The organism is Brevibacterium sp. 239c, from assembly GCF_900169365.1.
Classification (GTDB): Bacteria; Actinomycetota; Actinomycetes; order Actinomycetales; family Brevibacteriaceae; genus Brevibacterium.
In genome coordinates this window covers 1-16,240 of the sequence record NZ_FXZH01000003.1, presented here as the reverse complement: position 1 = coordinate 16,240, position 16,240 = coordinate 1, and the positions used below count along the sequence as shown (strand labels likewise).

Below are 16,240 nucleotides of genomic sequence, written 5' to 3'. Positions count from 1 at the left end.
GGAATGGAACTGTGGCAGATTGCGCTGATCGTCCTCGCCGGAATCGCCGCGGGCGGAATCAACGCCGTCGTCGGCTCCGGCACTCTCATCACCTTCCCGGTACTCGTGGCTTTCGGTGTGCCACCGGTCGTGTCGACGATGAGCAACGCGGTCGGACTTATCCCCGGCAATATTGCCTCGTCCTTCGGCTATCGGGAAGAGCTGAAGGGCCAATGGCGGCGGATCCTCGGCTTCGTGCCTGCTTCCATCCTGGGCTCGCTGACCGGTGCTTATCTGCTGCTCCACCTGCCCGAAGACGCCTTCGAGACGATCGTCCCGGTCCTCCTCGTCGTGGCCCTCATCATGGTCGTGGGTCAGCCTGCACTCTCCCGCCACCTCAAAAACCGTTCCGTGCGCCGCGCCGAAAAGGCGGGCAAGGAGCATGTGCCGGCCTCGGTCGGTGACACGCTGACCACCGGCCGCTATATCCTCGTCCTGGTCGTCGTCTTCCTCACCGCGATCTACGGGGGCTACTTCGCCGCCGCCCAGGGGATCATCCTGATCGCTCTGCTCGGCCTCCTCCTCCCCGATGACCTGCAGCGTCTCAACGGACTGAAGAACGTCTTGGTCCTCGTCGTCAACACGGTCTCGGCCAGCACCTACATCATCGTCGGCCACGACCGGATCAACTGGATCGCCGTCGTCTGCATCGCCATCGGCTCCCTCATCGGCGGCTATTTCGGTGCCAGGGTGGGACGGAAATTCTCGCCCGTCCTGCTGCGCTCCGTCATCGTCATCCTCGGACTCGTCGCCATCTGGCGCATCCTCACCCTGTGATCGTATGAATACACCGGCCAAGGCACCACTGACACAGCAGCAGGTCATCGACCGTGCCGCCGAACTCGGCATCACTGCCGAGCGTCTACGGTTCTTCGATGAGGGAACGGTGGCCACCGACAATGCCACAGGCGCTGGGGCCTCTCCGGCCGACCTCCACGACTACACTCAGCTGACCGATGTCGGCCTGCGCAGTGTTCGCGAACCGGCCGAGGGACTGTTCATCGCCGAATCCTCGAAGATCATCCGCCGCGCCCACGCAGCAGGCATGGTTCCCCGGTCATACCTGACCAGCCCCAAATGGCTCTTCGACCTAGCCGACCTCATCGCCGCCAATGATGCCCCGATCTTCATCGGCACCGATGCCGCTGTCGAATCCCTCACCGGCTTCCACCTTCACCGAGGTGCTCTGGCCGCGATGCACCGACCGCAGCTTCCCAGCGTCGCCGAGCTCGTGACCGATGCTCAGCGCATCGTCGTCATCGAGGACGTCGTCGACCACACGAATATCGGCGCCATCTTTCGGTCAGCCGCGGCCTTCGGCGTCGATGCCGTCCTGGTGACCCCCAGGTGCGCCGACCCGCTCTACCGGCGTTCGATTCGCGTCTCCATGGGCACCGTGTTCCAGGTTCCATGGACTCGGATCGAGTCCTGGCCGGCAGGGGTTGATGCCCTGCGTGAGCTCGGTTTCCACGTCGTCGCTCTGGCTCTCGAACAGGATTCTGTGGCGATCCGAGAGTTCGCGGCCACTGCGCCCGAACGCACCGCCATCGTCTTCGGCACCGAAGGCGACGGTCTGCGCCGATCAACGATTGCCGCCTGCGATTCGACTGTCATGATCCCGATGTCTGGGGGAGTGGACTCACTCAACGTCGCAGCCGCCTCGGCGGTGGCCTGCTTCGCCCTGCAGGAAGACTGACCTCGTGTCAGAGGTCCACAAGGCAGCAACTTGCCACGCTGTAGGGCAGAGACGTGAAGACTATCGGCAAGCACGCAGCCAATGCATTACGCGAAGAGTTTGCCGATGCATCAGTTGTCGCAAAATCTGCGACAACTGCAGCACCTGAGACTGAGAGGACCACAGTGGACCGCACCACACTCGCCCACGCCCTGGAAGCAGCTCGCATCACCGGTGAGGTGGCGACTCCTCGAGGGAACAACCTCTCACACATCCATCGTTTCCTGGCACAGGAGAAGCAGTTCGACTTCGGCGTCGATCTGACCCGAGACTGGGACTATGACTCCGTGTTCGCGCTTATGGTCGACCGGTGCGGGCTGCGCCCGGAACCCGATTTCGTCGAGGGCATCGACACGATTTCGACGCAACGCTGCATCGACGCACTCGAACAGTTAGCCACCGCCATCGGCGCGGTCACCCGAGCTGGGGGAGAGATCCTCTTCGCCACCGGCCACCCGGCCGGGCTGCTTCCTGTGCACATGGCGATGGCCGCCGCAGCCGAGTCCCACGGTGCGCGGATCACGCACCAGGCCAACGCCGTTGACGTCCCGGGCATCGGCGGCGACTGCCGACAGATCAACCGTGTGTGGACCTGGCATCAGCATGGCGGGACCCCGCACACACACCTCGCCGAACCCATGCATGCACTTCTTGACGACATCACCCGCCGAGGCGGCCAGACCCCAGATCTGATCGTGGCCGATCATGGGTGGGCCGGTGCGGCCTCGAGCCGTGGGCTGCGCACGTTGGGCTATGCCGACTGCAACGATCCGGCACTCTTCGTCGCTGAGGCTCAAGGAGCCATCGAGGTCACCGTTCCCCTCGATGACGACGTCGTGCCCTACCTCTACGAACCGCTCATCTCCTATGTCCTCGACAAGGCAGGACTGAGCTGACCGAGGACCTCAGTCGATCTCGTTTGCGAGCCCCTCGACCACCTCGGCAGTGGGAAGCGATGCCAGCGCCGCGCCGGAGAGCATGAGTTTGGAACCACGGATCCCCGAACCGATGATGAGCTCGTCGGCCTCGGCCACACGTGAGTCGATGAGGATCCGGTAGTCGGCAGGCAGACCGATGGGTCCGATGCCGCCGTACTCCATCCCCGATTCGCCGACCGCGCGATCCATGGGCAGGAACGAGGCCTTGCGCACGTCGAGGAGCTTCTTCACCCGCTTGTTCACATCGGCACGTGTATTGGCGAGGACCATGCAGGCAGCGATTCGTTCCTCACCGGAGCGCGCACCGGCCACGAGAACACAGTTAGCCGAGGTTTCGGGTCCGAGACCGGTGGCATCGAGCAGGGCCGCTGTGTCTGCGATCTGCGGATCGATGGCGAACGCATCGACGTCGCCGGTGATCGAAGAGATCGCCTCGGCGGTGGATGCGGCCATGAGTTCGGGAGCAGATGCTGCGGGCGTGAGGTCGAATTGCGCGGAGATGCGTTCCTTGGTGTTCATGGCCACAGTTTAGGAGACAGTGCGGGAATCGCTTTGAGCCAGTCCATCAGATAGACTGAGCTGTCGCTTCGTGTCCGGTTCCTACGGTTCGAGGCGTGTCCAGCAGACGAATTCGGGCACTGGCGGATGGGTCGACCCATACCAGGCGCCTGAGCGGATTCAGCAAAGGTAAGAATATGAAAAAGGACATCCACCCGGAATACGCACCGATCGTGTTCAACGATCTGTCGTCGGGAACCAAGATCTTGACCCGTTCGACCGCGAAGAGCGACAAGACGATCGAATTCGAAGACGGCAACACCTACCCCGTCATCGACGTTGAGATCTCGAGCGCATCGCACCCGTTCTACACCGGAAAGCAGCGTATCCTCGACTCCGCAGGCCGCGTCGAGAAGTTCAAGGATCGCTACAAGGGCTTCGGCAAGCGCTGAACCCCAGTCGGTTTCGGCCGACCCGACGGTTCCGACCGTCATGCATGACTTATGCGAACTGCCCCGCACGCCTGAGATGGTGTGCGGGGCAGTTCCTTTTCTATCTGCTTTGGAGCCTCAGTCCACGCTGACGCGGACATCGGGTGACGGCTGAGTGCGAGCCGCCGGATGGAACAGCGAGGCCACGCCGGTGGCATTGTCGAGGCAGTTCGCGATGCCGTGGGCGACTTTCTCCTTCGCTGAGACGACCGCGTCCTCGATGCTGAGACCGGTGGCGATGCCAGCGGCGATGGAGGAGGCGAATGAACAGCCTGCACCGTTGACGAGTTTCTCATTGACCTTGCGTGAGCGCAGCGTCGTGACCTTCTGACCGTCGAAGAGGATGTCGATCGCGTCGTCACCGGCCAGGCGCGCACCGCCCTTGACGACGACGTTATTAGCACCCTGACCGTGGATGATCTTCGCGGCCTCGATCATGCCCTCAACCGAATCGATCGGATCGAGGCCGGCCAACGTTGCGGCCTCCTCGAGGTTCGGGGTGATGACGGTGGCCAAGGGCACGAGGTTGTCGACGAAGAGATCCTTGAGATCGACCATGGTGCCCGCGCCCTTGCACACGAGGACAGGGTCGAAGACATAGGGCAGCTCGTTCGTCTTGAGCTTTTCGGCCAGCACGAGTGCCGAGTCCACGGACCCGAGCATGCCCGACTTGATCGCGTCGAACTTGTGCACCGCCAAGGTCGATTCGAGCTGCCTGGTCACCACCTCGGGGTCGATGAATTCGACGACGTGGCTGAAGCCATCGGCCGGATCGAAGGTGACGATGCAGGTCACGGCGGCGGTGCCGAATGCGCCGTATTCTTCGAACATCTTCAGGTCGGCTTCGAGGCCGGCTCCGCCTGAGACATCGGAACCGGCGATTGTGAGCACTTTGGAAGTCATGGTGGTCCTTTCGAAATTACTGTCGGGCAGAAGTCTACGCGCGTTCAGGCCCCGGCGTATCCCTGTTGCCGCCAGGCCTCATAGATTGCAATCGATGCGGAATTGGCGAGGTTGAGCGAACGTCTGGAAGGCAGCATCGGGATGCGCACGGACAGATCCACATGCTCATCCTCGACGACGGAATCGGGCAGACCCGTCGACTCCTGACCGAAGAGGAGGACATCACCATCACGGTAGTCCACCTCGGCGAAGGACTGATCCGTATGGGTGGTGAACGCGATGACCCGACGCTCGCCGAGGTGGTTCCACAGATCCGTCAAAGACGTATGGACCGTGACGTGGGCAAGATCGTGATAATCCAGTCCCGCACGACGCAGCTTCGCATCGGAGAGGTCGAAGCCCAGAGGTTCGACGAGATGGAGGTGGGCACCCGTGACCGCGGCCAGGCGAATGGCATTGCCGGTGTTGCCGGGGATCTCGGGCGTGTGGAAGACGATGTCGATGTTCATATGACACCTATTTTGTCACTGTTCGACCGTTGCCCGTTCCCCGGGTGCAGTCGTGGTGGTTGTGGTGGCCTCCAGGCGGACGAGCAGATAGCCCTGCCGTGTCCTCTCTGGAAACTGGCCGGCCCGGTCCGGCTCGCGTTCGAGCCGAGTCGCGGGTGCGAACCCATGTTTGTGAAGAAACGTGAGAACCTGATCGATCGAGCGGCGGTGGAAGTCGAGATCGACGTCGAAGCCGGCCGCCTCGGACTGGTGGTCGATACGGGCGCCGAGCTGGAAGGCCAGCTGGAACCATCCACCCGGCCGCAGCACTCGAGCAGCCTCGGAGAAGACGGTGTCCAGGGACGCATCGGGAACATGGATGATGGAGTACCACGCGACGAGTCCGGAAAAGCTGTTGTCCTCATAGGGCAGTGCCGTCATCGATCCGGTGGTGAAATCGAGATTCGGGTAGAGACAAGATGCCAGGGCAATCATGGCGGGAGAGAGGTCGAGGCCGGAGGGGGCCAGACCCAAGGCGGCAAGGAAAGCTGTGATCCGCCCTGGGCCGCACCCGATCTCAAGGGCCTCGGGTTTCCCGGTGGAGAGCACGAGTTCGGAGAAGGCTGCGAGGACGGCACGATCGTGTGGCTTGGCTGTGAGCTCGGCGGCGATCCAGTCCGTATAGGTCTCAGCGATCGCATCGTAGGAGGCCCGAGTGGCTGCCTCTCTGGCTGATTCCCGCGCCCCTTCCACGGGGAGTTCTGCCGCGTCATCGGTCGTCCCATCGTTCATGAACTCAGCCTACGGTGTGAGGTTCGGATTCAGCGTCGGCGTCCCCGCGGGGACGCTTTGGTGATGGTGCGATTCCACGTGTATAGAACAAAGAGAGCTCCGTATAGTACACATGGATCTTTACGGCGAATCCGATTCGAAAGCAGATCATTCATTCACTCGACTGGATCATTACGATTCCGATCTTATGTCAGTGGCGCCTCGTATGGTGAAAGCACGGTTCGAGGTCATGGGGACTCACGAACCGAACGGCCGCAGAGGTCGAAAGGGGAAAGGTGGGAACCATGGTCGAGAACACGGCTGCAGATCCGTTTGCGGACTATCCGGATCCATTCGCAAGGTCGGAGCTGCTCACAGCGATGAGTGTCGATCCTGATGACTACGGCGGAGATTCGAAGGCGCAGTCGGATACCGCCGAGTCTCTGCAGACCGAGTCAAGTGCCGACGTGGGCGCTGGAGCGAGGCTGGGTGATCTCACGTCCGAAGAGCTGGTTGCCGACATCCAGCGCAACATCTCGTGTATCGCGTTCTGCCATGCCCGTGTCATTGCGCTCATCGACGAGGTCGAGCGCAGAGGCTTGTGGGCGCAGTGGGTGGGCGTGACGTCGCTGCCCCAGTGGGTCATGCACATTGCGGCGGTGAGCGCACACACTGCACGGGAATACGTCCGAGTGATGATGGCGCTGCGCGAAATGCCGAAGGTGAAGAAGAGCCTGGGGGAGGGCAACGTCAGCTTTTCCAAGGTGCGTGAGGTCACCAGGCTGGTGGGGCGGATCCCCGATGAAGAGGCGCTGCGACTGGCCGATGTCTCCACCGGAAGCCAGATCGGAGTGATCGCTCGCAACTACCTCCAACTGTCCGGCGGGAACGAGGGCGGGGAATCTCCCTGCGCCCTTCCGAGCGACAGCGTGAGTATGCGGACCATCGGGCCTGGACGGACTCGCGTCACGATCGACCTGGGCGAGGATGAGGCCGCGGAGTTCTCCTCGATGCTCGACGCCGCTCGGCATGTTCTCGAACAGCCGTCCTCTGCGGATGACGCCGGCGGCGAAGGGCAGGAGGATGAGCCATCGTATGAGCCGATCTCGCAGGTCATGTGCCTGATGGAGATCGTGCATGCGTTTCCGCAGGCAGCGTCGCCTGGAACCGTTGACGTTGACCGCGCCCGCATGCTCGTCCATGCCTCCGCCGAGGTGGTGACCCGATCCGGCTCCCGTGCCGAAGCCCTCGACGACGTCCCCGCGGGGACGTCTGCGGATCAAAAGACAGACCTGACCTGTCGAATCGATGGCTTCGGCGGCATCACCTCGGCGACGGCGGAACGGCTGAGCTGCGAAGCTCTGATCAGCGGAACGATCAAGGACGCCGATGGAGACGTACTCATGCTCGGACGGTCGAAGAGGCTGGTGAGCAGGCGCCAACGCCTAGCGTTGAGCGCACGGGACATGGGATGCCAGTTCCCCGGCTGCCGTGCCCGCCGAAGGTGCGACGCACACCACATCCGCCCCTGGTCACAGGGCGGAGCGACGGACCTGGACAATCTCATCCTGCTCTGCCGCACCCACCACACGGCGGTGCACAGATATGAGTTGAATATCTCACGGACCTCAGCTCCCTTCGCCGGAACTCTGGGCGGGCAGGCGGCATTCGCCTTCTTCCTGCCCGGCGGTTCGCAGCTGCTTCCGCTTGAAGAGGGGAAGCGCGGGCGCATCGTCTTCGACACGGCACGGCTGGTCAAGGTCGCCGAGGAGGCGGTCGCGGAAGCGGATCCGAGGACCGTCGGCGGCGGGTACGGCTTCAGCCTGGACTATTGCATTGCGTGGATATTCGAGGCGGAATGGAGACACGCCCGGGCGAACAATGTCGCTGCGTAAATCTTGCCTATTTAGAACACTAGTTCGATAATGGATGTCATGTCTGCAGTGCCACTCGTTGAACAGCTCAGCCGGGAGATGGGTATCTCCACGGCCGCCGCTCTGTTCGATGGGCTTGCCCCTCGCACCGTGGATCCGGTGTTGGCACCGATGTTTCGCCGAGGCGGCCTTCCCCGAGGGGAGATCGTGACACTGACCGGGGGCCAATCGTTGAGCTGTGCCCTCGCCACGATCGCCGTCGCAACCCAGGAGCAGAAATGGTGTGCCGGCATCGGACTCGGCGAACCTGCCGTGTCATCCATTGCCGATCTGGGTGTTGACCTCGACCACTTCGTCAACCTCGTCACCCCGGCCGAGGACTGGCTGCGTGTGGTCTCAATCCTCATCGAATCTTTCGACGTCCTCGTCGTCGACCCGGGGTTTCTGCCCAGTGCTGGGGAGCGCGCTCGGCTGCTGGCGAAGGTGCGCGAACGCAAGATCAGCTTCATCAGCCTGACATCGATGCCCGGAAGCACGGAGCAGATCGAGATCACCGACACGCAGTGGTCGGGCACAGAACGCGGTCATGGACGTCTTCGCTCCTGCCTCGTGCAGGCCCGATCACAGACCGGCGTCCACCGGTTCCTGCTGCCGGGACCGGAAGGGACTCCTGCCGAAGCACCAGCGCCCACCCCGGCGGAGGGCATATCCGAACGGCCGGTGATCCGCAGTGTCAGCTGACGTCGCTGCCGAATCCACCGCTGTGCGCACCGATGACCATCGCACACTCGTTCTCAGCGTTCCCGACTGGTCCGCGGTGGCTGCTGCGACCGAACATGATCTCAGTCCTCGTACTCCGGTGGCGGTGCTCAGCGGAGGCAAGGTGGTCGCGGCCAATGCTCCTGCTCGCGCGGCCGGAATCGCTCTGGGCAACAACAAGCGGGCGGTCGGATACCGCTGCCCCGAAGCACATGTGGTCGCTTGGGACGAGGAGGCAGACAACAGACACTTTTCTGCCGGAGTCGGAGCGCTCGAGGAACTCGTGGCACGGTTCACTCTGCTCAGTCCCGGCACGCTCGCCATTCCCCTGGACTCGCTCAAACACGGCTATGCCGATGAGCCCAGCGCCGTTGAGGCTCTGATCTCAGCACTCGTATCGGCGACCGGGTGGGAGTTCTTCCCCGGCATTGCCGGCACCGTGTTCGCAGCAGTCCTTGCTGCGGGGCAGGCACGCCGGGTCGAACCAGGCGAGACTGCGGAGTTCCTAGCTGTGCAGCCGGTCAGCACCCTCGAATATGCCGGGGCAGGTGCGACCGAACTCATCGATACCTTCACCCAGTTGGGCCTGCGAACCTTGGGGGATCTGGCCGCGCTCGACGCACGGGACGTGAACTCACGATTCGGGGCGCTAGGCAAGCGTGCGCACGACCTGGCCACGGGAGTCGAGTGGACGCCTCTGAGTGATCATGTCCGGGAAGAACGACTCAATGTCGAACTCGGTCTGGACACGCCGACGACTCGCAGTGACACTTTGGGATTCCTGACCCGCCAGCTTGCCGCCGAGCTCCTGACCGCCGTGCGCAGCCGAGGACTCGTGTGCACACAGATCACGATCGAGCTCATCGCCGTCTCGGGACAGTCCTCGAAGCGGACCTGGCGGATCGAAGACATGAACGAGAACACCATCGCCGACCGTCTGCGGTGGCAGGCAGAGGGATGGTTGGCCGGAGCCACTCGACAGGGACCAGCCGCTGCCAGAACCGGACCACAGACCGGATCCGGACCACAGGCCCAGGCCGGGTCGGCTCCTCAGATCGGAACGGCTCCCGACGATCCCGGCCCCGATCCGGAGGACTTCTCCGAGGAGGGCATCATCGCTGTGGGCCTTGTGGCCGCGGAGCTGACCACTCCCATCGGCGCGACGAGGAGTCTGTTCGATGAGAACACCGGGCAGGTCACTCACACGCTGGAGCGGCTGCAGGGACTGTTCGGCCCCGACTCGGTCCTGGTCCCGGGTCTGCAGGGCGGATGGGATCCGGCCGAGACGAACCTGTGGACACCGTGGCAGCAGGCGGCATCGCCTGTGCGCAGCCCCGGAGCTCCCTGGCCCGGGGCACTGCACGCACCCCGACCCACGACGGTCGAACATCTGCCCGTCGATGTGCTCGCCGCAGGAGGGCGACCAGTGGGGGCTCGTCCCGCAGGTCTGGAATCGGCACCGTATGCGATCCGCTTTCCCACCGGGACCACCGAGGAGATCGCTGACTATTCAGGTTCCTGGCCCGTGGAATCCGGTTGGTGGGATCCGGCGAAAGCCATCTATCGGACCCGCCTGCAGGTCGTCACCGGCTCGGGGCAGGCGCTGCTGCTGAGCAAAGAGAACGGCCAGTGGTACATAACCGGACGGTACCGCTGATGGGCTTTTCGAATCCGCGCACCCCCTGGTCCCAGCTGGCCCAGCGGTTGGAAGGCAAACACGCCGATGGGTCCGATGCTCCTGCCTTCTCCCGACCCGACCGTCATCAGGTGTCGGTGGGTCCCGGCGGCTCCGATGGCACCGGTCGGTATTCGGGTCCTGGGCAGGGGCCCCTTCTGCGGACCTCCACGGTCGAGTGGGCCGAGCTGCATGTGCACTCCCAGTTCAGTTTCCTCGATGGGGCCTCCGACCCGGAGGAACTCGTGACCGCAGGCGCCGCAGCAGGGCTGACGTCCTTGGCGCTGACCGATCACAACGGTCTCTACGGTGCGGTGCGGTTCGCCCATGCCGCCGCCGAGGTGGGTCTGCCCACCGTCTTCGGCGCGGAGCTGTCCGTGGGGTTGGAGGAGAAGATCCCCGGCCAGACCGACCCCGATGCCACCCACCTTCTGGTCCTCGCCCGCGGGGTCGAGGGCTACCACAGACTGTCGATGGCCATCACCGAGGCCAACCTGGCCGGGGAGAAGAACCGACCGGTCTTCGGTCTCGAAGAGCTGGCCGCGATGAGCGGGGACTGGACGATCCTCACCGGCTGCCGCAAAGGTCCCCTGCGTCGAGCCCTGAACGACCCAGATGGTGGACTCGGCGCCCTGCAGAACCTCATCGCGCTCTTCGGAGCCGAACGGATCGCGGTGGAACTCAGCCGGGATGGGACTCCAGACGATGATGAACGGCTGCGCCACCTCGGCGAGCTTGCACAGCGAACGAATCTGCCGGTCGTAGCCAGCAACAGTGTGCACTTCGCTACCCGGGCGCAGTGGAAGTCAGCGCAGGTGAGAGCCTCGGTGAGGTCTCGGCTGTCCCTCGACGAATTGGCCGGGTGGCTGCCTGCGACGGCGAATGCCCGGATCCACACAGGGGAGGAGATGGCCGCACGCTTCCCTCGTCAGGCTCTGGAGAACGCCGTGGCCATCGGCAAAGAGTGCTCCTTCGTTCTGAACTCGGCGCGTCCAGAACTGCCGCGTGCCCCGATGCCCGATGCCAGGGGCGCCGAGGAATATCTGCGTGAGCTCATCGAAGATCGCGGCGCCAAGCGCTACGGATCCCGGAGCGTGAATCCGAAGGCCTGGGCACAGCTGGATCGGGAGATGAACATGATCGCGGAACTGGGGTTCTGCGGATACTTCCTCATCGTCTACGACATCACCGAGTTCTGCCATCGGGTGTCCATCTTCTGCCAGGGGAGAGGCTCGGCGGCGAACTCCGCAGTCTGCTATGTCCTCGACATCACCGCCGTCGACGCGGTCAAGCACGAACTCCTCTTCGACCGCTTCCTCTCACCCGATCGCAAGGGCTACCCGGACATCGACATCGACATCGAATCGGGCAGGCGCGAAGAGGTCATCCAATATGTCTATGATCATTTCGGCCGTGAACGGGCCGCCCAGGTCGCCAATGTCATCACCTACCGGGCGAAGTCAGCGATCCGCGACGCGGCCTTCAGCCTGGGCTACGAACCGGGTCAGCAGGATGCGTTCTCAAAAGCCAGCAACCGCTGGTCAACCCTGCCCGAAGCGGAGGACTCCCCAGTTCCGGCCCCGGTGCTCAGCATCGCAGATGACCTTCTCGGCTCACCCCGGCACCTGGGCATCCACTCGGGCGGCATGATCCTCGCCGATCGTCCCATCGGTGAGGTCGTGCCGATCGAGAAGGCCACAATGGGTCATCGCACCGTTGTCCAATGGGATAAGGATGACTGTGCGGCCATGGACCTGGTGAAATTCGATCTGCTGGGACTGGGCATGCTCACCGCACTCCACGAGATGGTCGACCTGGTCCACCGGCACACGGGCGAACTCATCGAACGCGCCCACATCGACGACGAGGACGAGGCGGTCTATAAGATGCTGCAGAAGGCCGATGCGGTGGGAGTCTTCCAGGTCGAGTCCCGGGCTCAGCTGGCGACCCTGCCGCGCCTCAAACCCGAGAAATTCTACGACCTCGCCGTTCAGGTCGCCCTGATCAGGCCCGGCCCCATCCAGGGCGGATCTGTCCACCCCTACATCCGCAGACGGCAAGGACTTGACGACGTGGAATACCTCCACCCTCTGCTGCGCAAGTCCCTGGCCAAGACCTACGGGGTGCCGCTGTTCCAAGAGCAGCTCATGCAGATGGCCATCGACGTCGGCGGTTTCACCGGTGCCGATGCCGATCAGCTGCGGCAGGCGATGGGATCGCGACGGTCAGAGAAGCGGATGACCGAACTGGCGCAGAAATTCCAGACCGGTTCGGCCGCCAAAGGAGTCGACGAGGAGACCGCGGAGTCCATCTTCTCCACGATTGCCGCGTTCGCCAACTACGGGTTCCCCGAATCTCACGCGATCAGCTTCGCGAATCTCGTCTACCAGTCGGCCTGGTTCAAATACCACCACCATGCGGCCTTCACAGTGGGCCTGCTGCGCAGTCAGCCGATGGGCTTCTACTCACCGCAGTCGCTCGTCGCCGATGCCCGCCGCCACGGTGTGAGAATCCTGCCCGTGGACATTCGCCATTCGATGTCCGGCAGCGACCTGGAGCGCCTCGAGACCGATGACACCGGAGTCTCGGGCGAGTTCGGGATCCGGTTGGGCCTGGATTCGGTGGCCCATGTGGGGTCCTTCGCCGAGGTGATCGTGACCGAACGTGAGAACGCACCATTCACCTCGGTGGCGGACCTAGCTGAAAGGACAGGGATCGGGAAGCAGGCACTCGAAGGACTCGCTACCGCGGGGGCGCTGAGCTGCTTCGATCTTGACCGCAGACAGGCACTGTGGCTGGCCGGCGGGGTCGCGGGAGCACACCCGGGAGTGCTGCCGGGAACCGCCACGATCTCCTCGGCGCCGACCCTGCCGACCATGGACGCCTTCGACACGACCTTGGCCGAACTCTTCTCCACCGGGATCACCGTCGACGGGTACCCGACCGAGATCCTGCGAGCGTCCCTGATCGAACGCGGTTACGCTTCGACGGCGGATGCCGCGGCGGCTGCCGACGGGACCCGGATGACGGTGGCCGCCATCGTCACGCACCGACAGCGCCCGGCCACCGCCTCGGGAATCACATTCATCAACCTCGAGGACGAGTTCGGGATGCTCAACGTCGTGGCCACGGCCGGGCTGATGAAACGGTTCCGGCCGATCGCAACCTCGCGCAACGCCCTCGTGGTCACCGGGCTGATCCAACGCGGGGGAGAGGTCGTGAGTCTCTACGCCCACAAGCTCATTCCGCTCGAGGTGCAGCTGCCGACCAAGGCCCGCAATTTCCGCTGAGACCACGACTGCGAACGCCGACATGAGTGTGCGTCGATATAGATCCGGACGGTGCAAGTGGTGTGACGAAACATGACGCCAGGTGACATAAACATGACGAGATCGCATGCTTGCGGCCTGAGAGTCGATGACAGTAGTGACATCACCAATTCACTCGCGCGGACCACCACGGGCGAATCAACCGTACTCGAAGGAGACATCATGACGCAGTCATTTGAAACGCGACAGATCCATGCCGGCCAGACACCGGACCCGACCACCGGCTCCAGGGCACTGCCCATTCACCAGACCACCTCATTCGTCTTCGACAGCAATGAGACCGCGGCCAACCGCTTCGCACTCACCGAACTCGGCCCCATCTACACCCGCATCACCAACCCGACCACAGAGGTCGTGGAGAACCGCATCGCCGACCTCGAAGGCGGAGTCCACGCTGTGCTCACCGCATCGGGACAGTCAGCAGCCCTGCTGGCCATCACAAACATCGCCGAAGCCGGTGATCACATCGTCGCCAGCTCCAGCCTCTACGGCGGAACCTACAACCTGCTCCACGTGACCCTGCGCAAGCTCGGCATCGAGACCACGTTCGTCGACGTCGATGACCTCGATGCGTGGAAGAACGCGGCGCAGGAGAACACGAAGCTCTTCTTCGCCGAGGTTGTGTCCAATCCTCGCTCAGATGTCCTAGACATCTCGGCAGTGGCCGACATCGCCCACGAGGCCGGTGTTCCGCTCTTCACCGACAACACCCTGGCCACCCCCTACCTGGTGCGCCCGATCGAACACGGTGCCGACGTCGTTCTCCATTCGGCCACCAAATACCTCGGCGGACACGGCACCTCGATCGCCGGAGTCGTCGTCGACAGCGGAAACTTCGACTACGGCACACAGCCGGAGAAGTTCCCCGGCTTCAACACCCCGGACGAGTCCTACAACGGTCTGGTCTATGCCCGCGACCTCGGCGCGGATTCGCCGTTCGGTGCCAACGTCTCCTTCGGCCTCAAGGCCCGTGTGCAGGGTCTGCGTGATCTCGGACCGGCCGCCAGCCCGTTCAATGCCTTCCTCATCGCCCAGGGACTTGAGACTCTGAGCCTGCGCATCGACCGCCATGTCGAGAATGCGAACACAGTTGCCTCCTACCTCGAAAACCACGAGCAGGTCAGCCGCGTCGCCTTCGCCGGACTCGAGTCCAGCCCATGGCACGACAAGGCGAAGAAGTACCTGCCCAACGGTGTCGGCTCGGTCCTGTCCTTCGACATCATCGGCGGCTTCGACGCCGCTGTGGCCTTTGTCGATGCGCTCGAACTGCACTCACACGTGGCCAACATCGGCGACGTCCGCTCCTTGGTCATCCACCCGGCATCGACGACTCACTCGCAGCTCGGCGAAGAGGCGCAGGCTGCTGCCGGTGTGAATCCGGCCCTCGTGCGTCTGTCCGTGGGGCTCGAAGGCAGCGAGGACATCATCGCCGACATCGACAAGGGCTTCGCCGCTGCCGCAGCGATTGCATCGGCCGCCGCCTGACATGACTACCCAGAGCACTTCCGTCGAGCGAATTCTGGGCTTCGTCACAGAATCCGGACACACGTTCGGAACTGTCGAGGTCGCCTACGAAACCTTTGGCACACTCAACTCGGACCGCAGCAACGCGGTTCTGATCGAACACGCCCTGACCGGCGACACCAGCGTCACCGAATGGTGGGCGGGCGTCGTCGGCCCGGGCGAGGCGATCGACACGAACGAATACTTCGTGGTGTGTGCGAATTCTCTCGGCGGGTGCTCGGGTACCACTGGACCCCAGTCCGTCTATGACGACGGATTGCCCTATGGGTCCAGATTTCCTACGGTCACGATCCGCGATATGGCCCGCTTGGAACACAATCTCGCACAGATACTCGGAATTGACTCCTGGCATGCCGTCATCGGCGGGTCGATGGGTGGAGCCAGAGCCCTCGAATTCTCTCTCCTCGACAAACGCAAGGTGAAGAAATGCGCGATCATCGCCGCACCAGCCTTCTCCGAAGCCGACCAGATCGCCTGGGCGATGATGCAGGAACGCGCCATCGAACTCGACCCCGACTACTACTCCGGTGACTACACCGCGGTCGGCGCTTTCCCTGCCCAGGGCCTGGGACTTGCCCGGCAGATCGCGCACCTGACCTATCGCAATGATGCGGAGCTCAACCACCGGTTCTCCCGACGGCGCAGATCACCTGATTACTACGAGGTCACCTCGTATCTCGATCACCAGGCGAAGAAGCTCACCGCCCGGTTCGACCCACACAGCTACGTCGTGCTCACCCGTGCCCTGCGCGACCACGATGTGCGCATCGGTCGTTCACACGACCTGGCGACATCATTGGCCGACAGCTGCACCGACAACCTCGTCGTCTCGGTCTCCTCGGATCGGCTGTTTCCGCCCGCACAGGTCGAATTGCTCGCCCAGAGTCTGCCCGGAGCCGTGACCCATCACGTCATCGAATCCGACGTCGGGCATGACGGCTTCCTCACGGAGACTGCCGCGATTTCGGCGGCGTTGAAGGACTTCCTCAACGCCTGAGCGCAGGCAGACGTCTGCGATCAGGCAAAAAACACCTGAGTCCATGCAGCTGGCCTGCGACCGGCGCACACGAGCCAGTCTGCGGCCGATGCTAGGGCATGTCTCCTTTATTGGCGGAGCCATGTCAGGATCGCGCTGATCACGACGGCCGCTCGATAGGTGATGGCGAGCTTGTCGTATCTCGTCGCTAACCCCCGCCATTGCTTGACGTAGGCAAAC

General features: G+C 63.4%; 14 protein-coding genes and 1 pseudogene. 10 read left to right on the top strand and 5 right to left on the bottom strand.

What is annotated here, in order from left to right:
* Positions 1-3 precede the first annotated feature (3 nt).
* From BSP239C_RS03480 to BSP239C_RS03470, 3 genes are all read left to right on the top strand, one after another.
* Positions 4-816: a sulfite exporter TauE/SafE family protein gene (locus BSP239C_RS03480; protein WP_101570467.1), complete on the top strand. Its 813-nt coding sequence runs from the start codon at positions 4-6 to the stop codon at positions 814-816.
* 4 nt (positions 817-820) lie between these two features.
* Positions 821-1,735 carry an RNA methyltransferase gene (locus BSP239C_RS03475; RefSeq protein ID WP_101570242.1) on the top strand — a complete coding sequence of 305 codons (915 nt, stop codon included), beginning with the start codon at positions 821-823 and terminating at the stop codon, positions 1,733-1,735.
* 164 nt (positions 1,736-1,899) lie between these two features.
* Positions 1,900-2,670, top strand: a complete 771-nt coding sequence (locus BSP239C_RS03470) for a phosphatase (protein ID WP_101570241.1) — start codon at positions 1,900-1,902, stop codon at positions 2,668-2,670.
* Between the two features lie 9 nt (positions 2,671-2,679).
* Here the strand turns inward: BSP239C_RS03470 and BSP239C_RS03465 are convergent, their stop codons facing one another.
* Positions 2,680-3,231 (bottom strand): YbaK/EbsC family protein, encoded by a 552-nt coding sequence (locus BSP239C_RS03465; RefSeq protein WP_101570240.1) that lies wholly within the window; start codon positions 3,229-3,231, stop codon positions 2,680-2,682.
* Between the two features lie 176 nt (positions 3,232-3,407).
* On the opposite strand from BSP239C_RS03465, the gene BSP239C_RS03460 reads away from it, so the two are divergent.
* The gene (locus BSP239C_RS03460; protein ID WP_101570239.1) at positions 3,408-3,662 is read left to right on the top strand and encodes a type B 50S ribosomal protein L31; all 255 of its coding nucleotides are present in this window, start codon (positions 3,408-3,410) and stop codon (positions 3,660-3,662) included.
* Between the two features lie 117 nt (positions 3,663-3,779).
* Here the strand turns inward: BSP239C_RS03460 and BSP239C_RS03455 are convergent, their stop codons facing one another.
* Genes BSP239C_RS03455 through BSP239C_RS03445 form a run of 3 tightly spaced genes read right to left on the bottom strand, consistent with a single transcriptional unit; the run spans position 3,780 to position 5,884 of the window.
* Complete coding sequence (locus BSP239C_RS03455) at positions 3,780-4,604, bottom strand: PfkB family carbohydrate kinase (RefSeq protein WP_101570238.1); 825 nt, start codon at positions 4,602-4,604, stop codon at positions 3,780-3,782.
* Between the two features lie 44 nt (positions 4,605-4,648).
* Positions 4,649-5,113, bottom strand: coding sequence for a tRNA (cytidine(34)-2'-O)-methyltransferase (locus BSP239C_RS03450; protein WP_101570237.1), 465 nt, complete (start codon positions 5,111-5,113; stop codon positions 4,649-4,651).
* Between the two features lie 15 nt (positions 5,114-5,128).
* Positions 5,129-5,884: a class I SAM-dependent methyltransferase gene (locus BSP239C_RS03445; protein WP_101570236.1), complete on the bottom strand. Its 756-nt coding sequence runs from the start codon at positions 5,882-5,884 to the stop codon at positions 5,129-5,131.
* A gap of 284 nt (positions 5,885-6,168) precedes the next feature.
* Here BSP239C_RS03445 and BSP239C_RS03440 point away from each other — a divergent pair, with 284 nt between their 5' ends.
* The 6 genes from BSP239C_RS03440 (at position 6,169) to BSP239C_RS03415 (ending at position 16,021) form a co-directional block, all read left to right on the top strand.
* The gene (locus BSP239C_RS03440; protein ID WP_101570235.1) at positions 6,169-7,758 is read left to right on the top strand and encodes an HNH endonuclease signature motif containing protein; all 1,590 of its coding nucleotides are present in this window, start codon (positions 6,169-6,171) and stop codon (positions 7,756-7,758) included.
* 39 nt (positions 7,759-7,797) lie between these two features.
* Positions 7,798-8,478 (top strand): DNA recombination/repair protein RecA, encoded by a 681-nt coding sequence (locus tag BSP239C_RS03435; RefSeq protein WP_257930059.1) that lies wholly within the window; start codon positions 7,798-7,800, stop codon positions 8,476-8,478.
* On the top strand, positions 8,468-10,153 hold the full coding sequence (locus BSP239C_RS03430) for a DNA polymerase Y family protein (protein WP_101570233.1): 1,686 nt from the start codon (positions 8,468-8,470) through the stop codon (positions 10,151-10,153). Before BSP239C_RS03435 ends, BSP239C_RS03430 begins: the two co-directional genes overlap by 11 nt.
* Complete coding sequence (locus BSP239C_RS03425; protein WP_101570232.1) at positions 10,153-13,461, top strand: error-prone DNA polymerase; 3,309 nt, start codon at positions 10,153-10,155, stop codon at positions 13,459-13,461. The genes BSP239C_RS03430 and BSP239C_RS03425 overlap by 1 nt, the downstream gene beginning before the upstream one ends.
* A gap of 201 nt (positions 13,462-13,662) precedes the next feature.
* Positions 13,663-14,985, top strand: a complete 1,323-nt coding sequence (locus tag BSP239C_RS03420) for an O-acetylhomoserine aminocarboxypropyltransferase/cysteine synthase family protein (RefSeq protein ID WP_101570231.1) — start codon at positions 13,663-13,665, stop codon at positions 14,983-14,985.
* A gap of 1 nt (position 14,986) precedes the next feature.
* Entirely contained in the window at positions 14,987-16,021 is a 1,035-nt protein-coding gene (locus BSP239C_RS03415; RefSeq protein ID WP_101570230.1) for a homoserine O-acetyltransferase, read from the top strand.
* 107 nt (positions 16,022-16,128) lie between these two features.
* Here BSP239C_RS03415 and BSP239C_RS21030 read toward each other — a convergent pair.
* Positions 16,129-16,240 (bottom strand): annotated as a pseudogene (locus BSP239C_RS21030) (IS5/IS1182 family transposase); the annotation flags it as partial.

Coding starts and splice junctions, on each gene's coding strand:
- BSP239C_RS03480 (WP_101570467.1), top strand. CDS start 4: ATGGAACTGTGGCAGATTGCGCTGATCGTCCTCGCCGGAATCGCCGCG.
- BSP239C_RS03425 (WP_101570232.1), top strand. CDS start 10,153: ATGGGCTTTTCGAATCCGCGCACCCCCTGGTCCCAGCTGGCCCAGCGG.
- BSP239C_RS03475 (WP_101570242.1), top strand. CDS start 821: ATGAATACACCGGCCAAGGCACCACTGACACAGCAGCAGGTCATCGAC.
- BSP239C_RS03440 (WP_101570235.1), top strand. CDS start 6,169: ATGGTCGAGAACACGGCTGCAGATCCGTTTGCGGACTATCCGGATCCA.
- BSP239C_RS03465 (WP_101570240.1), bottom strand. CDS start 3,231: ATGAACACCAAGGAACGCATCTCCGCGCAATTCGACCTCACGCCCGCA.
- BSP239C_RS03420 (WP_101570231.1), top strand. CDS start 13,663: ATGACGCAGTCATTTGAAACGCGACAGATCCATGCCGGCCAGACACCG.
- BSP239C_RS03445 (WP_101570236.1), bottom strand. CDS start 5,884: ATGAACGATGGGACGACCGATGACGCGGCAGAACTCCCCGTGGAAGGG.
- BSP239C_RS03415 (WP_101570230.1), top strand. CDS start 14,987: ATGACTACCCAGAGCACTTCCGTCGAGCGAATTCTGGGCTTCGTCACA.
- BSP239C_RS03460 (WP_101570239.1), top strand. CDS start 3,408: ATGAAAAAGGACATCCACCCGGAATACGCACCGATCGTGTTCAACGAT.
- BSP239C_RS03435 (WP_257930059.1), top strand. CDS start 7,798: ATGTCTGCAGTGCCACTCGTTGAACAGCTCAGCCGGGAGATGGGTATC.
- BSP239C_RS03450 (WP_101570237.1), bottom strand. CDS start 5,113: ATGAACATCGACATCGTCTTCCACACGCCCGAGATCCCCGGCAACACC.
- BSP239C_RS03455 (WP_101570238.1), bottom strand. CDS start 4,604: ATGACTTCCAAAGTGCTCACAATCGCCGGTTCCGATGTCTCAGGCGGA.